This window comes from Janthinobacterium sp. TB1-E2, assembly GCF_036885605.1.
GTDB lineage: Bacteria > Pseudomonadota > Gammaproteobacteria > Burkholderiales > Burkholderiaceae_D > Janthinobacterium > Janthinobacterium aestuarii.
This window is the reverse complement of record NZ_CP142523.1, coordinates 6,151,619-6,174,539: the sequence shown is the minus strand read 5'-3', so window position 1 is coordinate 6,174,539 and position 22,921 is coordinate 6,151,619. Positions and strand designations below refer to the sequence as shown.

The 22,921-nt window shown below is 62.2% G+C and carries 21 protein-coding genes; 11 read left to right on the top strand and 10 right to left on the bottom strand.

Translation table 11 applies throughout. The annotated features are described in order from the left end of the window. Nucleotides 1-101: 101 nt before the first annotated feature. Nucleotides 102-1,115 (bottom strand): M48 family metallopeptidase, encoded by a 1,014-nt coding sequence (locus OPV09_RS27800; RefSeq protein ID WP_338680014.1) that lies wholly within the window; start codon nucleotides 1,113-1,115, stop codon nucleotides 102-104. Nucleotide 1,116: 1 nt separating this feature from the next. Next, a complete protein-coding gene (locus tag OPV09_RS27795; protein WP_072457273.1) occupies nucleotides 1,117-2,169 on the bottom strand; it encodes a YjgN family protein in 1,053 nt (350 codons plus the stop codon). Nucleotides 2,170-2,333: 164 nt separating this feature from the next. Between OPV09_RS27795 and OPV09_RS27790 the strand changes: the two genes are divergently transcribed. The 3 genes from OPV09_RS27790 (at nucleotide 2,334) to OPV09_RS27780 (ending at nucleotide 4,444) form a co-directional block, all read left to right on the top strand. After that, nucleotides 2,334-3,005 carry a glutathione S-transferase family protein gene (locus tag OPV09_RS27790; protein ID WP_034745630.1) on the top strand — a complete coding sequence of 224 codons (672 nt, stop codon included), beginning with the start codon at nucleotides 2,334-2,336 and terminating at the stop codon, nucleotides 3,003-3,005. Between the two features lie 216 nt (nucleotides 3,006-3,221). After that, nucleotides 3,222-3,995, top strand: coding sequence for a 5'-3' exonuclease (locus tag OPV09_RS27785; RefSeq protein WP_034745632.1), 774 nt, complete (start codon nucleotides 3,222-3,224; stop codon nucleotides 3,993-3,995). Between the two features lie 41 nt (nucleotides 3,996-4,036). Beyond that, nucleotides 4,037-4,444 (top strand): response regulator, encoded by a 408-nt coding sequence (locus OPV09_RS27780; protein WP_034747616.1) that lies wholly within the window; start codon nucleotides 4,037-4,039, stop codon nucleotides 4,442-4,444. Here the strand turns inward: OPV09_RS27780 and mnmA are convergent. Next, nucleotides 4,441-5,562 (bottom strand): tRNA 2-thiouridine(34) synthase MnmA, encoded by a 1,122-nt coding sequence (mnmA, locus tag OPV09_RS27775; RefSeq protein WP_034745634.1) that lies wholly within the window; start codon nucleotides 5,560-5,562, stop codon nucleotides 4,441-4,443. The genes OPV09_RS27780 and mnmA overlap by 4 nt on opposite strands. Before the next feature lie 31 nt (nucleotides 5,563-5,593). Further along, nucleotides 5,594-6,073 (bottom strand): NUDIX hydrolase, encoded by a 480-nt coding sequence (locus OPV09_RS27770; protein WP_034745637.1) that lies wholly within the window; start codon nucleotides 6,071-6,073, stop codon nucleotides 5,594-5,596. 412 nt (nucleotides 6,074-6,485) lie between these two features. Between OPV09_RS27770 and OPV09_RS27765 the strand changes: the two genes are divergently transcribed. Genes OPV09_RS27765 through OPV09_RS27755 form a run of 3 tightly spaced genes read left to right on the top strand, consistent with a single transcriptional unit; the run spans nucleotide 6,486 to nucleotide 9,400 of the window. Continuing rightward, complete coding sequence (locus OPV09_RS27765) at nucleotides 6,486-7,598, top strand: Re/Si-specific NAD(P)(+) transhydrogenase subunit alpha (RefSeq protein ID WP_034745641.1); 1,113 nt, start codon at nucleotides 6,486-6,488, stop codon at nucleotides 7,596-7,598. Nucleotides 7,599-7,622: 24 nt separating this feature from the next. After that, nucleotides 7,623-7,937 (top strand): NAD(P) transhydrogenase subunit alpha, encoded by a 315-nt coding sequence (locus tag OPV09_RS27760; protein WP_034745644.1) that lies wholly within the window; start codon nucleotides 7,623-7,625, stop codon nucleotides 7,935-7,937. An 8-nt stretch (nucleotides 7,938-7,945) separates the two neighbouring features. Continuing rightward, nucleotides 7,946-9,400, top strand: a complete 1,455-nt coding sequence (locus tag OPV09_RS27755; protein WP_314605639.1) for an NAD(P)(+) transhydrogenase (Re/Si-specific) subunit beta — start codon at nucleotides 7,946-7,948, stop codon at nucleotides 9,398-9,400. 45 nt (nucleotides 9,401-9,445) lie between these two features. Here OPV09_RS27755 and OPV09_RS27750 read toward each other — a convergent pair whose 3' ends face one another. The 5 genes from OPV09_RS27750 to OPV09_RS27730 form a co-directional block, all read right to left on the bottom strand. Further along, on the bottom strand, nucleotides 9,446-10,390 hold the full coding sequence (locus OPV09_RS27750) for a GGDEF domain-containing protein (protein WP_081368390.1): 945 nt from the start codon (nucleotides 10,388-10,390) through the stop codon (nucleotides 9,446-9,448). 115 nt (nucleotides 10,391-10,505) lie between these two features. Then, entirely contained in the window at nucleotides 10,506-11,648 is a 1,143-nt protein-coding gene (locus OPV09_RS27745; RefSeq protein ID WP_338680008.1) for a UbiH/UbiF/VisC/COQ6 family ubiquinone biosynthesis hydroxylase, read from the bottom strand. Nucleotides 11,649-11,657: 9 nt separating this feature from the next. Then, complete coding sequence (locus OPV09_RS27740) at nucleotides 11,658-12,980, bottom strand: aminopeptidase P N-terminal domain-containing protein (protein WP_338682396.1); 1,323 nt, start codon at nucleotides 12,978-12,980, stop codon at nucleotides 11,658-11,660. Continuing rightward, nucleotides 12,980-13,699 carry an N-acetylmuramate alpha-1-phosphate uridylyltransferase MurU gene (murU, locus tag OPV09_RS27735; protein WP_338680007.1) on the bottom strand — a complete coding sequence of 240 codons (720 nt, stop codon included), beginning with the start codon at nucleotides 13,697-13,699 and terminating at the stop codon, nucleotides 12,980-12,982. The genes OPV09_RS27740 and murU overlap by 1 nt, the downstream gene beginning before the upstream one ends. A gap of 62 nt (nucleotides 13,700-13,761) precedes the next feature. Further along, the gene (locus OPV09_RS27730; protein WP_070302866.1) at nucleotides 13,762-14,829 is read right to left on the bottom strand and encodes an aminoglycoside phosphotransferase family protein; all 1,068 of its coding nucleotides are present in this window, start codon (nucleotides 14,827-14,829) and stop codon (nucleotides 13,762-13,764) included. 99 nt (nucleotides 14,830-14,928) lie between these two features. On the opposite strand from OPV09_RS27730, the gene OPV09_RS27725 reads away from it, so the two are divergent. The 4 genes from OPV09_RS27725 (at nucleotide 14,929) to rsmA (ending at nucleotide 20,637) form a co-directional block, all read left to right on the top strand. After that, complete coding sequence (locus OPV09_RS27725; RefSeq protein WP_338680004.1) at nucleotides 14,929-17,184, top strand: LPS-assembly protein LptD; 2,256 nt, start codon at nucleotides 14,929-14,931, stop codon at nucleotides 17,182-17,184. Nucleotides 17,185-17,287: 103 nt separating this feature from the next. Continuing rightward, complete coding sequence (locus OPV09_RS27720; protein ID WP_338680003.1) at nucleotides 17,288-18,682, top strand: peptidylprolyl isomerase; 1,395 nt, start codon at nucleotides 17,288-17,290, stop codon at nucleotides 18,680-18,682. A 19-nt stretch (nucleotides 18,683-18,701) separates the two neighbouring features. Then, on the top strand, nucleotides 18,702-19,757 hold the full coding sequence (gene pdxA / locus OPV09_RS27715) for a 4-hydroxythreonine-4-phosphate dehydrogenase PdxA (RefSeq protein WP_034745664.1): 1,056 nt from the start codon (nucleotides 18,702-18,704) through the stop codon (nucleotides 19,755-19,757). A gap of 100 nt (nucleotides 19,758-19,857) precedes the next feature. After that, nucleotides 19,858-20,637 carry a 16S rRNA (adenine(1518)-N(6)/adenine(1519)-N(6))-dimethyltransferase RsmA gene (gene rsmA / locus OPV09_RS27710; RefSeq protein WP_034745667.1) on the top strand — a complete coding sequence of 260 codons (780 nt, stop codon included), beginning with the start codon at nucleotides 19,858-19,860 and terminating at the stop codon, nucleotides 20,635-20,637. 8 nt (nucleotides 20,638-20,645) lie between these two features. Here rsmA and OPV09_RS27705 read toward each other — a convergent pair whose 3' ends face one another. Continuing rightward, nucleotides 20,646-21,563 carry a LysR family transcriptional regulator gene (locus OPV09_RS27705; protein ID WP_034745670.1) on the bottom strand — a complete coding sequence of 306 codons (918 nt, stop codon included), beginning with the start codon at nucleotides 21,561-21,563 and terminating at the stop codon, nucleotides 20,646-20,648. Between the two features lie 225 nt (nucleotides 21,564-21,788). Between OPV09_RS27705 and OPV09_RS27700 the strand changes: the two genes are divergently transcribed. Then, nucleotides 21,789-22,904, top strand: a complete 1,116-nt coding sequence (locus OPV09_RS27700) for a porin (protein ID WP_235194139.1) — start codon at nucleotides 21,789-21,791, stop codon at nucleotides 22,902-22,904. Nucleotides 22,905-22,921 lie beyond the last annotated feature (17 nt).

Here is a 22,921-nt window from a genome sequence, read left to right as displayed (position 1 = left end):
GCACTCCGGTGAAGTCAGACTGGTAAAGCCGAGTCTACCTTCGATTCGCCGAACGTGCTGGAGGGAAAGAAAGCGGCGCCCGGTGGACGCCGCGTGAAGACTTAGCGCTGTGCGGCGCGGATACGCTCGACACGCTCTGCGCTGGCCGGATGGCTAGACAGGTAGGGCGTGCCGTGATCCAGCTTGCCCAGGGCGACAAACACTTGCGCCAGGTGTTCCAGTGGAATAGCGTTCTGGCGCAGCATGGCGATCGCGTAGTCGTCCGCCTCGCGCTCGACGTCGCGCGAATACTTCAAGTCCAGCAGCAGCGGCGGCAAGGTCGCCACCACGGTCGACACGTCGCCGAACAGCAGCGCCGCGCCGGCGCCCACGGCCGACGTCTGGATCAGGCGGCGCGTCAGGTGGCGCTGCTGCAAATGCCCCAGTTCATGCGCCAGCACGCCCATGATGGCATCGTCGTCCGGCATCAGTTCCACCATTTCATCGGTCAGCACGATATCGCCGGACGGCAGGGCGAACGCGTTCGGACCGATCTTGCTCTTGCGGAAAACGATGCGGTGCTCGGGCGTGCTGTCGCCGGGCGTGGCCAGGCGCGCGAACCGGGCGCGCAAGGCTTGCTGGCGCGCGTCAGCGAGCTTGCTTGCCTCAAACACGTGTTCGTCGAGGAAATCGAGCACGCCCTGGCCCAGCTGGCGCTCGACGGACTGGGGAATCGCATACGCGACGCCCTTCGCCACGACCGGCAGCAGGTACTGATAGCTGAGCCACAGGGCCAGCACGGTGGCGACCGTGGCCAGCAGGGCGCCGCGCCAGCTTTGCTGCAGCCGCACCACCCAGCCATCGCGGTGGCCCGTGTCATGCAGCATGTCGTTGAAGGCCGCCTGGTCGGCGATCTCCAGATAGGCGCCGTCGGGAAAGCTGACCTTGCGCACGGCATGGCTGCTGCGTTCGGACACGTGCAGCTCGCCCAGCGGACAGCTGCGTTCGATATCGCCGGCCAGCACGGCCATGCCATCGCGCACGCTGAGCGTGACGTGGTACAGGCGCGAGGTCTGGCCGTCGAAATAGCGCGCGGGCACGGGGGCCGCGCCCGGTGCTTGATTGTCGAGCGTCATGTTACAGCGACAGGTCGAAGTCCAGCAGGTCGACCATGCCTTCGCCCGTGGCCGACACTTGCTCGCCGGTGGCGGCGACAAAGGCGTCGAGGCTGCCGTGCACCAGCATCGAAGTCGCTTCCAGGCGGTACTTCAGCCAGCGCACCTGGGCGAATGGCGAAAACAGGCCCAGCGTGACGACGATGCCCAGCAGGTTGGTCAGCATGATGAAGGTGGTGCGGCCCCACGTCAGCTGCGACTGGAACTGGTGCTGCTGCAGGCGCGTGTGGTTCCAGATCAGGTTCTGGATCATGGTCAGGAACAGCGGCAGCACGATAAAGGCCCAGGCATACAGGGCGGCCACGGCGCCGAAGATGCTGCCGGCCTTGGTGACATCGTTGGCATCGGTGGCAAACGTGGCGAAGACGCTGGCGAAGACGACAAAGATCAGGACCAGGAAACCGGCCAGCAGCAGGGCGAAGAACAGCAAATAGGTTTTGTAGAAGCTGCCGACCGAGGCGTCGAAGCTGAAGTTGCTGCTGCCGAAGCGGCTTTGCGTGTGCTGGAAGCGCTTCAGGCGCTGGTGCAGGAACGGCGTCATCAGGCCAGCCGTGAAGGTGTTCAGGATGGGCAGCCACAGGAAGTATTTGTAGGCTTCTTTGGCGCTGCCGTCAAAGCCGAAGCGGATGCCGCGGTAGCTGGTGTTGTACAGCTTGAATTGCAGGCTTTTCCACACCAGCCATGGCAGCACGGCCATCATCAGCACGAGCATGATCAGGCCGATGATGGGCGAGATCTGGAAGGCGATGTTGTAGCCGCCGATCAGCACGACGGCCGCGATGCGGCCCTTCAGGATGGCGACGGCATTGCCGTGGTATTCGAAGCTGCTGCCAGCCAGGTGGGTGCTGGAATAGAAATAGCGGTTGCGGCGCACCTTGGCCCAGGCGGAATAAATGCCCAGGGTGACGATGCTCAGCAGCAGGTTGACGATCCAGATACGGAAGTATTCGCTGCCCGTGGCGCTGAAGGTGATGGCTTCGCGCTTGGGCGTGGTGTTGTTGGTGTCGAAATCCACAGGGGGTTTCCTTACTTATTGGAAACAAAACAAGATAAGGGAAGATTGAAAAGTTATCAATTGAAAATACTGTTTTTCGCAATTTTTTTGCAGATTCCCTTGCGCCGCCCCGATCCGGCCGTCCCGGCTATACTGGAACTCAACCATCGCTTAACGGGAAAACCATGATCGTCGTCCATCATCTGAACAATTCGCGCTCGCAGCGCGTGCTCTGGCTGCTCGAGGAACTGGGCCTCGATTACGAGGTCAAGCGCTACCAGCGCGACCCGAAAACCATGCTGGCGCCCGCCTCGCTGAAGGCCGTCCATCCGCTGGGCAAGTCGCCCGTGATCACGGACGGCGCCAACACCATCGCCGAATCGGGCGCCATCATCGAGTACTTGGTTGAGCGCTACGGCAATGGCCGCTTGATCCCGGCGGCGGGCACGCCGGAGAAGCTGCGCTGGACCTACTGGCTGCATTTCGCGGAAGGCTCGGCCATGCCGCCGCTGCTGATGAAGCTGGTGTTCGACAAGGTCGAATCGTCGCCGATGCCGTTTTTCGTCAAACCGATCGCGCGCGGCATCGCCAGCAAGGTCAAGAGCAGCTTTATCCTGCCCAATATCAACAGCCAGCTGGCCTACATGGAAGCGGAACTGGAGAACAGCAAATGGTTTACCGGCAATGAATTCACGGCGGCCGACATCCAGATGAGCTTTCCACTGGAAGCGGCGGCCATGCGCGGCGGACTCGACGAGCGCCTGCCAAAGCTGACGGCGTTCCTGCAGCGCATCCATGCGCGGCCTGCCTATCAGCGGGCGCTCGAACGGGGCGGGCCCTACGATTTCGCCAAGTGAGAACGCCTAACCAAACCTACTGCGCGTCGCGACTTGCGGCCTGCGATGCTCACCGTACTTGAGTACGGTTGCGCTTCTTAGCCACAATTCACTTCCGCTCGCTACGGTTTTGTTAGGCGTTGTTACGCCGCGTAAAACCTGCCAAGCGGAATTCGCGGGGAATAGTGCTTGCTCCATACGGTAAAATGATCGATTCAACCAGTATCCCTTTACCGCATGGCCAGACTCCTCGCTATCGACGGCTTGAATATCGTACGCCGCGTCTACGAAGCCAGTCCTGAACCCGATTCCGACCTGAAGGCGGAGATCGCGCTGCGCCATGCGCTGTCGTCGTTCCGCACGCTCATCAACGACCACGAGCCGACGCACATCCTGCCGGCCTTCGACTTTGGCGGCCCGACCTGGCGCCACGCCCTGTATGCCGGTTACCGCGAGGGGCGCCAGCCCATGCCGCAGGTGCTGCGCGACGCCTTGCCTGGCTTCTACGCCACCCTGGCCAGCTTCGGCATGCACGTGGTCAGCATTCCCGAGGTCGAGGCCGACGACGTGATCGGCACGGCCGTCATGCGCTGGCTGCACGAGGGGCGCGGCGCGGCTGTCATCGCCACCACCGACAAGGATTTGCATGGCCTGATCGCGCACGGCGCGCTCGTGTGGGACCACTTCAAGGGCGTCTGGCACGACCACGCCTGGGTCGAGAAAAAGTTCGGCGTGCCGCCGGAACTGCTGCCCGACCTGCTGGCGCTGATGGGCGACGTCACCGACAGCATCCCCGGCGTGTCGAAGATCGGCCTGAAGACGGGCGCAAAACTGTTGCGCGCCTACGGCAATATTGACGCCGTGATGGCCGGCGCGGGCATTTTGCCCGGTGCGCTCGGTGAAAGCCTGCGAAAAGAGCGGGAAATACTGTATCTTTCAAGAAAGTTAGTGGAACTCAAGACCGACGTGACCTTGGGTGTCACCTGGAACAAGCTGGTGTGGGAAAAGTAAAGCGCCAGGCAAGAACAATCAAGCAAGGGAAGTAAATCATGATGTTAAAGACAGTCCTGATCGATAGCAGCGCCGTGGCGCGCGGCCTGCTGAACACGGTCCTGACCGATGGCGGCTACGATGTCTGCGGGCAGACGCATACGAGCGCGCTGGGGCTGGCGCTGCTGGTCAAGCACCATCCGCATTTCGTCTGCATCGCGCGCGAGCAGGTGGAAGACGGGACCAATGTGGTGCAGACCATCCGCGCCCAGTATCCGAAGACGCTCATTTTCATGGTCTCGGGCGGCATCGACGCCGCCTCGCTGCAGGCGGCCCTCGCCATGGGCGTGTCGGGCTTCATCGTGAAACCGTTCATGGCCGACACGGTCCTGAAAACCGTGCGCAATACGGTGATTGCCATGGTGCGCAAGCAGCAGGCTTTGGCCGCCGCCGCGCAAGGCAATAGTTAGACGCCAGCCAGGCCCGTCGCGCTGGCGATGATGCCGCCGCCGAGGCACACGTCGCCGTCGTACAGCACGGCCGACTGGCCAGGCGTGACGGCCCATTGCGCCTGGTCGAAGGCCAGGCCGAAGTGTTCATTCCCATCCGGCAGCAGCTGGCAAGCCACGTCGGCCTGGCGGTAGCGCGTCTTGGCGCTCAAGGCGCCCGCCTGCGGCGCCGTGCCGGCGACCCAGCTGGCCTGGTCGGCCGTCAAGGCCGGCGACAGCAGCCATGGATGGTCATGACCCTGCACTACCCACAGGGTGTTGTTGGCGATATCCTTGCGCGCCACATACCAGGCGTCGCTGCTACCGTCCGCGTTCTGGTACGACTTCACGCCGCCGATGCCGATGCCCTTGCGCTGGCCCAGGGTATAAAAACTCAGTCCCACATGTTCGCCCACGGTCTTGCCGTCGGCCGTTTTCATCGGACCCGGCTTGTACGACAGGTAGCGGTTCAAAAATTCGCGGAACGGGCGCTCGCCGATGAAACAGATGCCCGTCGAATCCTTCTTCTGCGCGTTCGGCAGCGCCAGTTTTTCAGCGATCTTGCGTACTTCCGTTTTCGGGATTTCACCGAGCGGAAACAGGGTTTTCGACAACTGCGCCTGGTTCAGCCGGTGCAGGAAGTAGCTCTGGTCCTTGCTGGCGTCGACTGCCTTGAGCAGTTCATAACGGCCTGCGTCGGTCGGCGCCTGGCGCACGCGCGCATAGTGGCCGGTGGCGATCAGGTCGGCGCCCAGGGTCATGGCGTGGTCAAGGAAGGCCTTGAATTTGATTTCGGCGTTGCACAGCACGTCCGGGTTCGGCGTGCGGCCGGCCTGGTATTCGCGCAGGAAATCGGCGAACACACGGTCCTTGTATTCGGAGGCGAAATTGACGGCTTCGATATCGACGCCGATGACGTCGGCCACGCTGGCCGCGTCGATCCAGTCCTGGCGCGTGGAGCAGTATTCCGAATCGTCGTCATCTTCCCAGTTTTTCATGAACAGGCCGATGACTTCATAGCCTTGTTCCTTCAGCATCCATGCCGCGACCGAGGAATCGACCCCGCCCGACATGCCGATAACGACTTTCTTCTTGCTCATCTTGCTTTCCAGTGTACTTTAGATAATGTTGCTATGCGCTATTGAAAACGGACGCATGCGTGTGCAGCAGGGCCAGCGGCGCGCGCCTGCCAGCCAGGTATTCGTCCACGCACTGCAGCACCAGCGGGCTGCGGTGGCGCTCCTGGCACGCGGCCAGCTCGTCGCGCGTCATCCACAAGGTGCGGATGATGCCTTCGTCCAGCGGGCGGTCATGCTCGGCGCCGGCCGTGCCGCAAAAGGTGAAGCGCAGATAGGTCACGTCCTCGCCCGTGCGCAACGACTGATAGCGCGACATGTACATGCCGACCAGTGCCGTGGGGATGAAATCGTAAGCCGCTTCTTCCAGCGTTTCGCGGATCACCGCCTGCTCCAGCGACTCGAACGGGTCGAGGTGGCCGGCCGGTTGATTGATCTTGATGCCTTCGCTGGTCTCTTCTTCAATCAGTAAAAACAGGCCGTCGCGTTCGACGATGGCGGCAACGGTGACAGAGGGTTTCCAGATTCTCGGCATGATTCCATCCTTGAAAGAGCCGACATTTTATCTTGTTCTGCGCGCGCGGTTTGAAGCCGGCCTTTTGTTGCGCGGACATATTGATAAATGACAACGTTTTAGCAAATAGCGGTGGGAGGTACTTACGTCTGTCCCGGGGAGCGCACTAGCATGGGGGCTTAGTCGGCAAGAGGGTAGCAAGCGCCCGCTAATATAGGCTTTCCCTGTGGTCAAAACAAGCGCGTACGCGTGCTCGACTGTGGTGAGATTGACACACCTTTCCCACAATATGGTCGCCATACCGCATGGCGGAACAAGGATTGGTATTACGGGTAAATTAGTGTCGTACGACTAAAAGTTGCTGCTTCACAAACGTTTAACGCGCTGCTTTCCGTGTTAGATTCTAGTCAGTTTATCAATTAGCGGAGGCATCATGAGGATAGGCATACCGGCCGAAACACGGCCTGGTGAAACGCGGGTGGCGGCAACGCCCGAGACAGTCAAGAAGCTGGCAGCCAAGCATCAAGTCGTCGTGCAGTCCGGAGCGGGCCTGCAAGCCTCGATTCCCGACGACGCCTATGCCGCCGCCGGCGCGCAGATCGGCACCGCCCAGGAAGCCTATGGCTGCGCCATCGTGCTCAAGGTGCGCGCGCCCGATGCCGATGAACGGGCCCTGATGGCCAGCGGCACGGTCCTGATCGGCATGCTCAACCCGTTTGACGCCGACAATATCGCCGCCATGGCCACGGCCGGCCTGTCCGCCTTCGCCCTGGAAGCCGTGCCGCGCATCACGCGCGCGCAGTCGATGGACGTGCTGTCCTCGCAGGCGAACATCGCCGGCTACAAGGCCGTGCTGGTGGCCGCGAATACCTATCAGCGCTTCATGCCGATGCTGATGACGGCGGCCGGCACCGTCAAGGCGGCCCGCGTGCTGATCATGGGCGTGGGCGTGGCAGGACTGCAGGCGATCGCCACGGCCAAGCGCCTGGGCGCCGTCATCGAAGCGTCCGACGTGCGCCCACCTGTGAAGGAACAAGTCGAGTCCCTGGGCGCCAAGTTCCTCGACGTGCCTTTCCTCACCGATGAAGAAAAAGAGATCGCCAAGGGTTCGGGCGGCTATGCGCGCGCCATGCCAGCCGACTGGATGCGCCGCCAGGCCGAACTCGTGCACGAACGGGCGAAACTGGCCGACATCATCATCACCACCGCGCTGATTCCCGGCCGCGCCGCGCCCGTGCTGATTTCCGAAGAAACGGTGAAAGCCATGAAACCGGGCTCCGTCATCGTCGACCTGGCCGTCGAGCAGGGCGGCAATTGCCCGCTGTCGGAACTGGGCAAGACGGTGGTCAAGCACGGCGTCCACATCGTGGGCGAGCCGAACCTGGCCACCCTGGTGGCGGCCGACGCTTCGGCCCTGTATGCGCGCAACGTGCTGGACTTCTTGAAGCTCATCATCGACAAGGACGATCAATTGCTGATCGACCGCGAGGATGAAATCATCAAGGCCAGCCTGGTTTGCGCAGGCAGCGAAATCTTACGTAAATAACGCGGCACCGGAGAGAACAACATCATGGAAATCAGTCATACCATCACCAACCTGATCATCTTCGTGCTGGCCATTTATGTCGGCTACCACGTCGTCTGGACCGTCACGCCGGCGCTGCATACGCCGCTGATGGCCGTCACCAATGCCATTTCCGCCATCATCATCGTCGGCGCCATGCTGGCGGCCGGCCTGACCGATGGCCCGCTGGCGCAAGTGGCCGGCACCCTGGCCGTGGCGCTGGCCGCCGTCAACGTGTTCGGCGGCTTCCTCGTCACGCAGCGCATGCTCGAGATGTTCCGTAAAAAAGAACCGAAGGCCAAGCAAGGAGCAAAAGAATGAGTCACGCCATGAGCTTCGTCACCATGAACCTGGTGACGATGATGTACCTGATCGCCTCGGTGTGCTTCATCCAGGCCCTGAAAGGCCTGTCGTCGCCATCGACGGCGCGCCGCGGCAATGCCTTTGGCATGAGCGGCATGGCCATTGCCGCCGTCACCACCGTGGCACTGATCCTGAAACTGAAGGAGCAGCAGACGGGCGGCATGGGCCTGACCCTCGTCATCATCGGCATCGTCACGGGCGGCGCCATCGGCGCCTACCTGGCGAAAACCGTGGAAATGACGAAGATGCCGGAACTGGTGGCGGCCATGCACTCGCTGATCGGCCTGGCGGCAGTGTGCATCGCCGTGGCGGCCGTGTCGGAGCCGTGGGCCTTCAATATCGCCAAGCATGGCGAGGCGCTGCCCATCGGTAACCGCTTCGAACTGTTCATCGGCACTTTTGTCGGCGCCATCACGTTCTCCGGTTCCGTGATCGCCTTCGGCAAGTTGTCGGGCAAATACAAGTTCCGTCTGTTCCAGGGCGCGCCCGTCAGCTTCAAGGGCCAGCACATGCTCAACCTCGTGCTGGCGCTGGTGATGGTGGGACTGGGCCTGGCGTTCTGCTTCGCCGATGGCGTCGAACCGGCATGGACGCCGTTCATCGTCATGGCCCTGATCGCCTTTGCGCTGGGCGTGCTGATCATCATTCCCATCGGCGGCGCCGACATGCCGGTGGTGGTGTCGATGCTCAACAGCTACTCGGGCTGGGCCGCGGCCGGCATCGGCTTTTCGCTGAATAACTCGATGCTGATCATCGCCGGTTCGCTCGTGGGATCGTCTGGCGCGATCCTGTCGTACATCATGTGCAAGGCGATGAACCGCTCGTTCTTCAACGTCATCCTCGGCGGCTTCGGCGGCGATGCGCCAGCGGCCGGCGCGGCCGGTGCGCAGGAGCAGCGGCCCGTGAAATCGGGTTCGGCCGACGATGCCGCCTTCATCATGAGCAATGCGGAAACCGTCATCATCGTGCCCGGCTACGGCCTGGCCGTGGCGCGCGCGCAGCACTCGCTCAAGGAACTGGTGGAAAAGCTCACGCACAAGGGCATCACCGTCAAGTATGCGATCCACCCGGTGGCGGGGCGCATGCCGGGCCACATGAACGTGCTGCTGGCCGAGGCGGAAGTGCCGTACGACCAGGTCTTCGAGATGGAAGACATCAACGGCGAATTCGGCCAGACGGACGTGGTGCTGGTGCTGGGCGCGAACGACGTCGTCAACCCGGCGGCGAAGGACCCGAAATCGCCGATCGCCGGCATGCCGATCCTGGAAGCGTATAAAGCCAAGAGCATCATCGTCAACAAGCGCTCGATGGCGTCCGGCTATGCGGGCCTGGACAACGACCTGTTCTACCAGCCGAACACGATGATGGTGTTTGGCGATGCGAAGAAGGTGATCGAGGATATGCTCAAAGCCGTCGAATAAGCACGGCTTGCAGCGACCGGACGGCCCGCCTTGCGCGGGCCGTTTTTATTGGGCCGCCACGACCTTGTTGCGGCCCTGGTGCTTGGCCGCATACAGAGCCTTGTCGGCATCGGACATGGCCGCATCCAGCGTGGCGCCGGCCGTCAGGGAGGCCACGCCGATGCTGATGGTCACCTGCAGTTCGCCGCCATCGGGCAACGGCGTGATGGCGGCGGCCACGGCGGCGCGGATGCGTTCGGCCACCCTATGCGCCTGCTGCAGGCTGGCGTCGGGGAACAGCAGGCCGAATTCTTCGCCACCGAGGCGCGCCGCCACGTCGGTGATGCGTCCCGTGTCGCGCAGGGCCTGCGCCACCGTGCGCAGTACGGCGTCGCCCACGGCATGGCCGTAGCGGTCGTTGATCTTCTTGAAATGGTCGAGGTCGGCCACGCCCACGGTCAGGGCGGCGCCGCTGCGCGCCGCGCGCGCCATCGCCTGCTCGGCTTGCGCTTCATACGCGCGCCGGTTCGGCAGCGACGTCAGCGCATCGTGCAGCGCCTGCTGTTCCAGCTGCGCCAGCAGGCTGGCGTTTTTGGCCGCCAGTTCGCGCCGTTCGCGCACGTCGAGCAAGAAGGCGCCGAAATAGCGGATGCCGTCGACCACGCCCAGGTCCATCGCCTTCATTTCGATGGGGATCATCTGCGTGTCGCGGTGGCGGATGGCGAATTCGCGTATCTTGCCCAGCACGCTGGACGTGCGCGAGCTGCGGATGTAATTGATCACGTGATTGTCGTGCTGCGCGCCGACGGCGTCTGGCAGCAGGCCGTTCAAGGTCTGGCCCAGCAATTCCCCGCTCGCATAGCCCGACAATGCCTGCATGGCGCCATTGATATAGCGGATGCGGCAATGCTCGTCGATGATGATGACGGCGTCGAGGGCGTCTTCCAGCAGGCGGGAAAAGAGCACTTCGGGAAGAGCGGCAGGCGGTGCTGCGGGCAATACATCTGTCATGGAACGGTCGCCAAAAGCCAGGTGACAGCCATTGTCGCATCCGCGGGCCGTTTATTCCATGCCGGATATGTTCCCTGTTTCTTTTTCGCCCCAGCTCTTTCCTTATTGTTAAGCCTTAGCGGCGGCCGTACATCATCAGCCCAGCCAATGCCTTGCGTGCTGGGGGGAATGCGTCCAGCAAACCCAGCGACAGGCCCAGCAAGCCTTGCGTGGGGGCGCTGCCCGTGAAGATGCGCGCCATGGTGTCGGTGACGCGCACGGTCAGCCCCCGGTCGGTCTGGCGCAGGTTGGCGTAGCGTTCCAGCCCGGCCGGACTGCCGTCCTGCGCCAGCACGCGGGCCAGCACGGCGGCGTCGCGCAAGCCCAGGTTCAAGCCCTGTCCCGCCACCGGGTGCAGGGTTTGCGCCGCATTGCCGATGGCGACCGTGCGCGCCGTGCCGTTCGCCTGCGCGTTCAAGCCCAGCGGATAGGCCAGGCGCGCCGTCGTGTGCGTAAAGCGTCCCAGGCGACTGCCGAAGGCGGCGCCCAGGCGGGCCAGAAAGGCAGCGTCGTCCAGCGCCAGCAATTGTTCTGCACGCGTGGGCGGCACGCACCACACGAGCGCGTAGCCGTCGTCCTGCGGCAGCAGGGCCAGCGGGCCTTCGTCGGTGAAGCGCTCATACGCGCGGTGGGCGATGGGGCTGCTTGTGCGCACATGGGCGATGATGGCGCTCTGGCCATAATCGCGGCTGACGGCCCGTTCCGGCTGCTGGCCGAACAGGCCGCCCTCGGCTTGCACCAGCAGGCTGGCGCGCAAGCTCGACGCGGCGCCCGCCTGGTCGATCTGCACGCTCACGCCATCGGCGTCTTCCACGCTGCCCGTCACCAGCGCCGGGCGCAGGCTGGCCACGCCAAGGCGCTCGCACACGTCGGCCAGCGAACTGACGACGGCGCCGTAACGGGCCACGTAGCCGAGCGCCTCGACGCCATGTTCGCTGCGGTCCATCAGGCTGCGCCCGAACTGGCCGCGGCGCGAGACGTGGATTTGATGGATGGGCGTCGCTTCCACGGGCCAGGCGCCCGCTTCCTCGAGAATCTGGCGGCTGCCGTGCGACAGGGCGATGGTGCGCGGATCGCGCCTCGCCTGTTCGATGGATTTGGCGTCGAGCAGGACGATGCCGGCGGCGCGGCTGCCGCGCTGTACCAGCAAGGCGGCCAGCGCCATGCCGACGGGGCCGGCGCCGCAGATGGCGAGATCGAAAGTGGGCGGTGTATGCATGCGGCGGCGTTAATCCTGTGACATCAGTTGTTCGATTTCAGCGACGCTCTTGGGCGCCGTGCTGAAGACTTCATGGCCTTGCGGCGTGACCAGCACATCGTCTTCGATGCGGATGCCCGTATGCCAGAACGGCTCCGGCACGCCCGCGCCGGGGCGCACATAGATGCCCGGTTCCACCGTCAGCACCATGCCCGCTTCGAGCGCGCGCCACGGCTTGCCGGGGGTATCCGTGTCGCGGTAGGCGCCCACGTCGTGCACGTCCATGCCCAGCCAGTGGCTGGTGCCGTGCATGTAGAAGGGCATATAGGCCTTGTCGGCGATGACGTCCTGCACGCTGCCGCTTTTTTGCCGGTCCAGCAAACCCAGGTCCAGCATGCCCTGCGCCAGTACCTGCACGGCCGCTTCGTGGATGGCGCTGTGCGGCAAGCCGGGGCGTACCATGTCCAGCGACGCCTGCTGCGCGGCCAGCACCACTTCATACAGCGCCCGCTGCGGGCCGCTGAAACGGCCGCTGACGGGCCAGGTGCGCGTGATGTCCGAGGCGTAGCCATCGAGTTCGCAGCCGGCGTCGATCAATACCAGCTCGCCGTCTTTTAATACCGCGTTGTTGGCGCTGTAGTGCAGGATGCAGGCGTTGCCGCCACCGGCCACGATGGAGGAATACGCGGGAAACTGCGCGCCGCTGCGTCGGAATTCGTACAGCAGCTCCGCTTCGAGCGCATATTCGTGCATGCCGGGACGCGTGGCGCGCATGGCGCGCACGTGGGCTGCGCTGGAAATGGCGGCCGCGCGGCGCATCAGGTTTTGTTCTTCCGTGTCTTTCAGCAGGCGCATGGCGTCGAGCATGCCGTTGATGTCATGCGCGATGGCGGGCGCCGTGACGCCGCTGCGGGCCTTTTGCCGCACATTGTTTCGCCAGACCTTGACCTGTGCATCGAGGCTGCCGCCCAGCGCATAGTAGATCGCGGGGGAGTCGGCCAGCAGGCGCGTCATTTCCACGTCGAGTTCCTCGATGGGGAAGGCGCTGTCAAAACCGAACGTGGCGCGCGCCGCCTCGGGGCCATGGCGGAAACCGTCCCAGATTTCGCGCTCCGTATTCTTGGCGCGGCAAAACAGGATGGTGCGCGCGGGCGCCGTGGCGCTGGCGGCCACCAGGGCCACGGCGCTGTCGGGTTCCGTAAAGCCGCTCAGGTAATAGAAATAGCTGTCATGGCGATACGGATAATCGCAATCGCTGTTGCGCGGCACTTCGGGCGCCGTGGCGAGAATGGCCACGCTGCCCGGCAGCATCTGCGCCAGCAGCGCCGCGCGCCGTGCCGCGTAATTGGCCATCATGCGGCAGGCGCCTTCGCTGCCACGCCATTGAGCACATCGAGTTGCGCTGGCGTACCCACATTGGTCCATTCGCCGGTATAGACTTCACCGCCCACGCGGCCCTGGTCCGCATACCGGCGCAGCAAATCGCCGAGTTTGGCGTGGCTGCCGGGCGCGATGCCGTCGAACATTTCAGGACGGTACACGCCGATATTGGCGAAGGTCCACTTGGTGTCGTCCGTATTGTTGATCGCGAACAAGGTCAGGCCGAAGTCGCCTTTCGGGTGGAAGTCGGGATTGGGCACCAGATAGGCCCAGGCGATATCGCGCTGGTCGGCCGGGTACGGCGTGCCCAGCACGTCCTTGTCGGCCAGCACGTCGAGTACCTGCTTGAAATCGAAATACGGGCAATAGATGTCGCCGGAAATGGCGAGGAACGGTTCCTCGCCCAGCAAGTGGCGCGCCTGGGCGATGCCGCCCGCCGTTTCCAGCGGCGTGGTCTCGGGCGAATACGCGATGCGCGCGCCGTACGCGCTGCCGTCGCCCAGGGTCTCCTCGATCAAATGGCCCAGGTGCGAATGGTTGATGACGATGTCCGTGATGCCGGCGCGCACCAGGTTCAGCACATGCCAGACGATCAGCGGACGGCCGCGCACTTTCAGCAGCGGTTTGGGACAGGTATCGGTAAGCGGACGCATCCGTTCACCGCGGCCTGCGGCAAAGATCATGGCTTTCATGGGGATTCGTTTTCAGTATCGGTAAGTCGGCTGCGCGGACAGGCCGCGCAGCGGGAAAGTGCCTAGAATGTATAGCCGACTTGCGGCGTTTTGTTCTCGAGAGCATCGAGCAAACGCACCAGCGGCTTGAGTTCCGTGTAGCGGTTGGCTGTCTTGCGCACGTAATCGAGCACGGTTGGCAGGTCGCCCATGTACAGATCCTTGCCGTCGCGGTAATTCAGGCGCGCGAATAGGCCGAGGATTTTCAGGTGGCGCTGCAGTGCCGTGAATTCGAAATCGCGGTAGAAGGCGTCGATGTCCGGATTGACTGGCAAGCCCAGCTGTTTGGCGCGCTGCCAGTAGCGGATCACCCAGTCGAGCACCAGTTCTTCATCCCACTGGATATACGCGTCGCGCAGCAGCGAGGCGATGTCGTAGGTGACGGGGCCAAAGACGGCGTCCTGGAAATCGAGGATGCCGGGATTCGGGATGGAACCATCGTTGATGTGCATCAGATTGCGCGAATGGTAGTCGCGGTGCATGAATACTTGCTGCTGCGACAAGATGTTCGCCGTGATGGCTTCGAAGACCTTGTCCAGCTGGGTTTGTTGCACATCCGTCAAGGTGGCGCCCAGGTGCTTGCCGATAAACCATTCCGGGAACAGATTCATTTCGCGCAGGATGAAGGCGCGGTCGAATTCGGGCAGTACGTCGGGTTGGCTGGCCAACTGGATTTTCATCAAGGATTCCAGCGCTTCGGCGTACAGCACGCTGGCGTTGTCGTGGTTCAGGGCGTCGAGATAGGTGGTCGTGCCCAGGTCGGAGAGCAGCAGGAAGCCCTGCTCCAGGTCTTGCGCGATGATCTCGGGCACGGACACGCCGGCGCCTTTCAGCAAGCCGGCCACCTTGACAAAGGCGGGCACGTTTTCGCGCTCGGGCGGCGCATCCATGGCGATCAGTGTACTTCCTGGCAATGTTGTGTTGCCTGGCAGCACATCGAGACGATAGTAGCGGCGGAAGCTGGCATCGCTGGAAGCGGGGCGGGCGGATTCGGGCGCGACGAGGTTAAGCGAGGTCAACCAGGCTTTCAACAGGGTCAGGCGAGCGTCGGCGGAGGCCGGCGCGGCGGAGGAATTGGGGGAGAATGACATTAAGCGGCCTGTGGAATCGGGTTGATGGTGCAGATTCCCATATAATAAGGGATTCAAATCAAAAAATCGCCTGTCAATGGTGCTTGCCCCTTCCAATTCATGAGCTGGTTTTCGGCCTCCCCCCCTTCGCAGCGCTGGGCTTTCGCCATCAGCGCGCTCGTCGCCGCCACGACGGTGCCTGTCCACGCCCAGAAAGCACCGCGTCCCGTGCATGTGGAAGATCCCGACGCGCCCACCGTCATGACGGCGAACAGCATGAACGGACGACCGGAAAGAGAGATCAATCTCGACCAGAATGTCGTGATTGAGCGCGGAAAAACCACAAAAATGACGGCCGATACAGCTTGTTACAAACAAGTTGAAGATCAGTTCGACGCCGAGGGCCATATCAAGATGTGGCGTTTCGGCGATTACTACACGGGCGACGTCCTGAAGCTGAACATGGAGACCGGCAAGGGTTTCCTGCTCAACCCGACCTACCGCTTCGAAGTGGGCGGCGGCCAGGGCAAGGCCGAGCGCGTCGACTTCATCAATCCAGACGAAGCCACTGTGATCGACGGCACGTACAGTACCTGCGAAGGGCCGAATCCGGACTGGTACCTGAAATCGAGCACCTTGAACCTCGATACGGGCCGCGACGTGGGCACCGGCAGCAAGACCATCATCTATTTCAAGGACGTGCCGATCCTGGGCACGCCGGGCATTTCGTTTTCGCTGTCGGGTGCGCGCCGCTCGGGCTGGCTGGCGCCCACGCCGGGCTTTGCCTCGAAGAACGGCTTCGAGCTGCTGATGCCGTATTACGTGAACATCGCGCCGAACCGCGACCTGACCCTGTTCCCGCGCTATATCCAGCGGCGCGGCATCCAGCTCGGTGCGACGGGCCGCTACATGGGCGAGACGGATGCCGGCTTGTACGGTGGTGAAACGTCGTTTGAATTCTTGCCTAACGACAAGCAAACCAAGACCAACCGCTACATGATCAAGTCCAAGCATGAGCAGGCGCTGGCCAAGGGATGGACTTACAGCTGGGATCTGCGCGACGCATCGGACAATAATTACCCGAACGATTTTTCGAAAACGGTCGCTACCGCCACCGAGCGCCAGTTGCTGCGCGAATTGCGCACCGATTACCGCACCGAGGACTGGAGCCTGACAGCGCGCGTGCAGAATTACCAGGTGCTGCAAGACCCGGATGCCGTCAACAACCCCAATCTGGCCGTGCCGCGTCCGTACGACCGTTTGCCGGCGGTGAATTTCCACGCAGGCAAATACGACGTCTGGGGCGGTTTCGACTGGACCTTCGACGCGGAAGCGACGCGCTTCGCGCACCCGACCCAGGTGCAAGGCTCGCGTCTCGTGGCCGTGCCGCAGGTGAGTTTTCCCATCATGCGCCCTGGCTATTTCATCACGCCCAAGCTGATGCTCAATGCCAGCGCGTATCAGCTCGACAATGACGCTCGGACCAAGGCGCTGTTTAAGGACACTTCGTTTACGCGCGCCGTGCCGACTTTTTCCGTCGACAGCGGCCTGGTGTTTGAACGCGACACGAATCTGTTTGGCGCCAAGGGTGGCACGCAAACCCTGGAGCCGCGCCTGTTCTACGTCTACACGCCTTACCGCGACCAGTCGCAGTTTCCGAACTTCGATACGGCTGCCGGTACGTTCAACCTGACACAGATCTTCACGGAAAACCGTTTTGTCGGCAGCGACCGCATCGGCGACGCCAACCAGGTCACGGCCGCCGTCGTCTCGCGTTTCCTGCAATCGGACGGCACGGAACGCATGCGCCTGACTTTCGGCCAGCGTTTCTATTTTGCCGACCAGCGCGTGCAGCTCAGTTCGACGACGCCCGTCAACCAGTCGCGTTCGGATATCCTGCTGGCCGCGACGGGCCGCGTGTCCGAGACTTGGACCGTCGACAGTCTGGTGCAGTACAATCCCAGCGATCGCCAGTTGGTGAGTTACAACTACACCTTGCAATATCAGCCTGGTGCCAAGAAAGTATTGAATTTTGGCAATCGTTTCCAGAGTGGAGATTCTGGTTGGCGCAATGCTGAAGTGTCGACGCAATGGCCGTTGACGGACCGGCTGTATGGTGTCGGCCGCATCAGTTACTCGGTGAAGAATCGCAGCATGCTGGAAAGTCTGGTCGGCCTGGAATACAAGGGCGACTGCTGGGTGTTCCGCATGGGTGCGCAACGTTTCGTGACGACGAACAAGACTGTCTCGACGCCGATCTTCTTCCAGCTGGAATTGACGGGCTTGTCGAATGGTCTGGGCCTGGGTGCGAATGGCCTGGAAACTTTTACAAAAACCATCCCTGGTTACCAGACATTGAGCCAGCCACTCCGTTAAGATAGGCTCCGTTGCCGCCGCCGGTGTTCCCGGCGCTGGCACAAACCGGTTTTTTTATTCACCTGAACTCATGAGCGCTCTACACATTATGCGTAATGCCAGTATGCACCAACTCAAAATTGCAACGGTTTTGTTGTGCGCCATTTCCGGCGCCACGACCAGTAGTGTCTGGGCGCAACAGGCTGCGCCAGCTCCTGCGGCCAAGCCCGCTGCCGCTGCCCTAGCGCCGGTCAAGGGATTCACTCCCCCCGCGTCGAGCAGTGGCCAGACCATCGATTCCATCGCCGTCGTCGTCAATGACGATGTGATTACGCGCAATGAAGTGGCGGCCCGTATCAAGAGCGTGGAGCAGCGCATGAAGGCGCAGAACGTGCCCTTGCCCGATCCTGCCGACCTGCGTCGTCAATTGCTCGAGCGCATGATTGTCGAGCGCGCACAAATGCAGCTGGCCAAGGAAATGGGCGTCCGCGTGGATGACCTGACCTTGGACCGCGCGATTGGCCGTATTGCTGAACAGCAAAAGATGACGGTGCAAGAGCTGCGCAACCAGATGGAAAAGGAAGGCACGCCGTTTGCGACCTTCCGCGAAGAAATCCGCGATGAAATCATCATGCAGCGCTTGCGCGAGCACGAAGTCGACGCGAAGATCCAGATTTCCGATTCCGAAGTGGATAACTTCCTGGAAGCGGAAAAGGCGGCCGCCAGCGAACAGGTGGAGCTGAACCTGGCGCAAATTCTCGTGCGCATTCCGGAAAACTCGAGCCCTGAACAAATCGCCGCGCGCCGCGCGCGCGCCGAAGAAGTCAGCCGCCAGCTGCGCACGGGCGCCGATTTCGCCAAGATGGCCGCCAGCTATTCCGACGCCAGCGACGCGCTGAGCGGCGGCGATATCGGCTGGCGCAATAGCGACCGCCTGCCGCCCCTGTTCACGGAGCAATTGCTGAAATTGAAGCCGGGCCAGATCACGCCTATCATCAAGAGCAACACGGGCTTCCATATCCTGAAGCTGGTGGACCGCCGCAGCGCTGCCGAGGCGCAAGCCGTCGCCGCCGTGCAGCAGACGCATGCCCGCCACATCTTGCTGAAAGTGACGCCGACCCTGTCGGCGGCCGAAGCCAAGCGTAAATTGCTGGAGCTGAAAGAGCGTCTCGACAACAAGGCTGCCAAGTTCGAAGACCTGGCTCGTTTGTTCTCGAACGACGGCTCCGCGGCCAAGGGCGGCGACCTGGGCTGGCTGTATCCAGGCGACACCGTGCCGGAATTCGAAACGGCGATGAATGCGCTGAAACCGGGCGAGGTGAGCGAACCGATCGAATCGAGCTTTGGCTTCCACCTGATCGAAGTGCTGGAACGCAAGAGCGATGACGTCTCGAAAGAGAAGCAGCGCGCTGCCGCACGCAACGCCTTGCGCGAACGCAAGCTGGAAGAAGCGACGGAAAACTGGGCGCGCGAAGTGCGCGACCGTGCCTACGTCGAATTCCGCGCGGACGACCAGTAATGCCGCTGACTGATTGCGCATGAGTAACTTGCCTGTTGCCCGCCGCCCGGCCATCGCCATTACCTGTGGCGAACCGGCCGGTGTCGGCCCGGAAATTTCGATCCGCGCCGCCTGGGCCATGCGGCATGAGGTCAACTGCATCCTGCTGGGCGACGCCGCCTTCCTGGCGCTGACGGCCAGCCTGATCGACCCGGAGATCCGTCTGGCGGCGCTGTCGCTGCAAGCCGTACGCAACAGCGGCTTGCCCCAGTTCGGACCCGGCCGCCTGGCCGTGATCGATATTCCCACCGTGAACAATGTCATTCCTGGCGTGCTGGACAAGGAAAACGGGCGCTCCGTGCTCGCCACCCTGGACGCGGCCGTGGAAGGTATTCAGGCCGGTTGGTTTGGCGCCATGGTCACGGCGCCCTTGCAAAAGAGCACGATCAACGACGCTGGCGTGGCCTTTTCCGGCCACACGGAATACCTGGCAGACAAAACCGGCACGCCGCAAGTGGTGATGATGCTGGCCGGCGAACCCGGCCATGGCGAACCGACCCTGCGCGTGGCGCTGGCCACCACGCATCTGCCGTTGAAGGATGTGTCCGCTGCCATCACCATGGACAGCCTGGCCGTCACCCTCGATATCCTCCAGTCGGACCTGCAACGGAAATTCGGCATCGCCGCGCCGCGCATTCTCGTCACCGGCCTGAACCCGCACGCGGGCGAGGGCGGCTATCTGGGACGCGAGGAAATCGATGTGATCGCTCCGGCGATTGCCGCGGCGCAAGCGCGCGGCATCGATGCGCGCGGACCGTACCCGGCCGACACCCTGTTCCAGCACAAATACCTGGCCGATGCCGACTGCGTGCTGGCCATGTACCACGACCAGGGCTTGCCCGTGCTGAAATACGCGACCTTCGGGCGCGGCATCAATATCACCCTGGGCTTGCCGCTGATACGCACCTCGGTCGACCATGGCACGGCGCTGGACCTGGCAGCGCAAGGGCTGGGGCTGGCCGACGGCCACAGCATGGAGCAAGCGCTGCAAACGGCGCTCGACATGTTGCGCGCCAGCACCCTGACCAGAGCATAGAGCGTAGGTCGGGTTAGCCGGCACGGCGTAACCCGACGCTGCCTGCTCAACCGATTCCGCCGGCCTGTGCCGGCTTTACCGCATTAATAGAAAACACATTATGAAACACGTTGCCCGCAAACGCTTTGGCCAGAACTTCCTGCATGACCGCTTCGTCCTCGACGACATCACGGCCGCCATCGGGCCGCAGCCGGACGATGCCATGGTTGAGATCGGCCCCGGCCTGGGCGCCATGACGGAGCAGCTGCTGCGCCATTTGAAGCAGATGCATGTGGTCGAGCTGGACCGCGACCTGATCGTGCGCCTGGAAAAAACGTTCAATCCGGCCAAGCTGACGATCCATTCGGGCGACGCGCTGAAATTCGATTTCGCGCAAATCCCCGTGCCGGCCGGCCAGAAGCTGCGCATCGTGGGCAACTTGCCGTACAACATTTCCAGCCCGCTGCTGTTCCACCTGGCGGACTTCGCGCCGCTGGTGCAGGACCAGCATTTCATGCTGCAAAAGGAAGTGGTCGAACGCATGGTGGCCGAGCCGGGCAGCAAGGCGTATGGCCGCCTGTCCGTGATGCTGCAGTGGCGCTACAAGATGTCGCTGCTGTTCATCGTGCCGCCGACGGCCTTCGACCCGCCGCCGAAAGTGGAATCGGCCATCGTGCGCATGATCCCCGTGGCCGAGCGCCTGGCCTGCGACCAGGCAACGCTGGAAGCCGTCGTCATGAAGGCCTTCTCGCAGCGCCGCAAGGTGATCCGCAACTGCCTGGCCGGGATGTTTACGGAAGAGCAGATCAAGGCGGCCGGCATCGACCCGACCTTGCGTCCGGAAACCGTGGGCTTGGAGCAATACGTGGCTTTGGCGAACTTGCTGAAGGCACCTGCTTAAGTATTAACTTAAAACCACTGGTCGACCTGCTGCAGGTCTTGTCTCAGCGCTGAAAAACAGTCGTCCACATGGTGGTTGCGGCTGATTTCATTGCGCCGCATCAGGGCGATCTTGCGCTTGCACGTGGGTTGGCGCAGCGGCGCCACGTGCAGGTCCTCGTCGTTGAGGAAGGTCGTGTACAGGCTGGGCATGATGCCCACGGCGATGCCGGCGCGTACCACGCCGTACAGCGATTCGCTGTGGATCATCTGGTACAGGCTCGACGGGCTCAAGCCATGCTGGCGCAGCGCGCTCGAGGCGAACTCCCAGATGCTGCCCTTGGTGAACACGACGATTTCCTGCCCCGCCAGCTGGTCCCAGCGCACTTCCTTGAGCGGTGCCAGCGCATGGCGTCCCGCCGTCACCAGCACCAGCTCGTCTTCGAACAGGCCCACGCTTTCCAGCGACACGGAACCGGGCACTTCGATGCCCACGCAAAAGTCCAGCTGGCCCGAATGCAGCGCGTGCAGCAAGCCATCGTTGGGCATGTCCGACAGGACGATTTCCACTTCATCGCCATGCTGCTCGCAGTAGCGCGCCACCACCACGGCCGTCATCGCCATGGCCGACGGGATGGCGCCGATGCGGATGCGGTGCCGGCCGCTGCCGATGGCGCGCTGGATATCGGCAAAGGTATTGCTCGCCGTATTCAATAAATGCGTGGCGTAGTCGAGCGCCAGCTTGCCTTCGCGCGTCAGTTCCAGCTGGTGGGTTGTGCGGTTAAACAACTTTTTTCCCAGTTGGTTTTCCAGCAGCTTGATCGATGCGCTGAGGGCCGGCTGGGTCACGCACAATTCCTGTGCGGCCTTGCTGAAGCTGTTTACCCGGGCTAGGGTGGCAAACGCTTGCAAATGTCGTAAGGAAATTTTCTTGCTCAGTTCATGCATGGGTTTGCTTATTAGAAAAAGTAATGGATTTATAAAAATAAACAAATTTTCTTATCCTGCAATTTACCATATTCTGGACTGGTCCTTACTTGTCTTGAAGGCAACAATCTTCAGAGAAGCGCTTGCCAGGCGGCGCCGGTACTCGCGGCAGCACGCCATGCAAGGGATGCATCAATAAAATAATTCCAAAAAAACTCAGGGTTTATTCTTTTTAGGGTGGCGGCGATGAACAAATGGATGACGGGAACGATGGTGGTGGGGGGCTTGCTGGCGGCGCACGGCGTGGCGCAGGCGCAAAGCAGCGTGCAAGTGTATGGCTTGCTGTCGGCCGGTATCGGCTATGTATCGGATGAAGGCAAGGGCAGCCGCACGCATGCGCTGAGCGGCACGAATCAGAATCCCCGCATCGGTTTCCGCGGCCAGGAAGACCTGGGCAACGGCACCAAGGCCGTCTTCGTGCTGGAGAACGGTTTTAACGTCATGACGGGCACGGCCTCGCAAAGCGGCCGTCTGTTCGGCCGCCAGTCGTATGTGGGGCTGTCCAGCAACGACAAGGGTACGCTCACCCTTGGCCGCCAGTACGAAGCCGTCAAGGATCTGCTGGGCCCCGTGGTCATCGCCAGTAACGGCGTGCACATCGGCGACAACGACAATGGCTACAATAACCTGCGCGTGCAAAACGCCGTCAAGTATGTGAGCCCGAACATCAGCAACCTGTCGTTTACGGGCTTGTACGGCTTCAGCGAAAACCCGGAAGACTCGAACCGCAACCGCGTTTACAGCATGGGCGCCGGCTACAAGGTCGACGCCTTCAGCTGGGCCGTCGCCTACACCAAGATGGACCGTCCGAACAGCCCCGATGCGCCGAATGGCGCCATCGGTAACGACTATGGCAGCTCCTTGTTGATCTTCAACAAGAGCGCCGTCAAGGGCGCCGGCGTGGACAGCCAGGCCATCGCCGGCACGGGAGGCTTTTATAATGTCGGCAAGACCAAGTTTGGCGCGCTGTACACCAACGTGCGCTACCACTACCTGGATCAAAGCAATCTGACCTTGCAAAACGTGGACTTGAACGTGAACCACAAGCTGACGGAAGCGTTGAACCTGGGCGCCTCGTATTTCTTTACCACCGGTAAATATGACGTGATCAACAAGACGCCGAAATGGCATCAGGTCAATTTCCAGGCCGATTACTTCCTGTCCAAGCGCACCGATATCGCCATCACCTGGAGCTACCAGAAAGCGGCCGGCGATGCGACGTTCGCCCGCGTGTTCGGCTTCGGCGCCTCGGGCGGCAAGACGCAAAGCGTCCTGATCGCCGGCATGCGACATTATTTCTGACTCTGATTCATCTTTAC

Coding starts and splice junctions, on each gene's coding strand:
- OPV09_RS27745 (WP_338680008.1), bottom strand. CDS start 11,648: ATGCATACACCGCCCACTTTCGATCTCGCCATCTGCGGCGCCGGCCCC.
- OPV09_RS27700 (WP_235194139.1), top strand. CDS start 21,789: ATGAACAAATGGATGACGGGAACGATGGTGGTGGGGGGCTTGCTGGCG.
- OPV09_RS27705 (WP_034745670.1), bottom strand. CDS start 21,563: ATGCATGAACTGAGCAAGAAAATTTCCTTACGACATTTGCAAGCGTTT.
- OPV09_RS27765 (WP_034745641.1), top strand. CDS start 6,486: ATGAGGATAGGCATACCGGCCGAAACACGGCCTGGTGAAACGCGGGTG.
- OPV09_RS27790 (WP_034745630.1), top strand. CDS start 2,334: ATGATCGTCGTCCATCATCTGAACAATTCGCGCTCGCAGCGCGTGCTC.
- OPV09_RS27770 (WP_034745637.1), bottom strand. CDS start 6,073: ATGCCGAGAATCTGGAAACCCTCTGTCACCGTTGCCGCCATCGTCGAA.
- OPV09_RS27760 (WP_034745644.1), top strand. CDS start 7,623: ATGGAAATCAGTCATACCATCACCAACCTGATCATCTTCGTGCTGGCC.
- murU (WP_338680007.1), bottom strand. CDS start 13,699: ATGAAAGCCATGATCTTTGCCGCAGGCCGCGGTGAACGGATGCGTCCG.
- mnmA (WP_034745634.1), bottom strand. CDS start 5,562: ATGAGCAAGAAGAAAGTCGTTATCGGCATGTCGGGCGGGGTCGATTCC.
- pdxA (WP_034745664.1), top strand. CDS start 18,702: ATGAGTAACTTGCCTGTTGCCCGCCGCCCGGCCATCGCCATTACCTGT.
- OPV09_RS27785 (WP_034745632.1), top strand. CDS start 3,222: ATGGCCAGACTCCTCGCTATCGACGGCTTGAATATCGTACGCCGCGTC.
- rsmA (WP_034745667.1), top strand. CDS start 19,858: ATGAAACACGTTGCCCGCAAACGCTTTGGCCAGAACTTCCTGCATGAC.
- OPV09_RS27755 (WP_314605639.1), top strand. CDS start 7,946: ATGAGCTTCGTCACCATGAACCTGGTGACGATGATGTACCTGATCGCC.
- OPV09_RS27725 (WP_338680004.1), top strand. CDS start 14,929: ATGAGCTGGTTTTCGGCCTCCCCCCCTTCGCAGCGCTGGGCTTTCGCC.
- OPV09_RS27730 (WP_070302866.1), bottom strand. CDS start 14,829: ATGTCATTCTCCCCCAATTCCTCCGCCGCGCCGGCCTCCGCCGACGCT.
- OPV09_RS27800 (WP_338680014.1), bottom strand. CDS start 1,115: ATGACGCTCGACAATCAAGCACCGGGCGCGGCCCCCGTGCCCGCGCGC.
- OPV09_RS27720 (WP_338680003.1), top strand. CDS start 17,288: ATGCACCAACTCAAAATTGCAACGGTTTTGTTGTGCGCCATTTCCGGC.
- OPV09_RS27740 (WP_338682396.1), bottom strand. CDS start 12,980: ATGGCCAATTACGCGGCACGGCGCGCGGCGCTGCTGGCGCAGATGCTG.
- OPV09_RS27750 (WP_081368390.1), bottom strand. CDS start 10,390: ATGACAGATGTATTGCCCGCAGCACCGCCTGCCGCTCTTCCCGAAGTG.
- OPV09_RS27780 (WP_034747616.1), top strand. CDS start 4,037: ATGTTAAAGACAGTCCTGATCGATAGCAGCGCCGTGGCGCGCGGCCTG.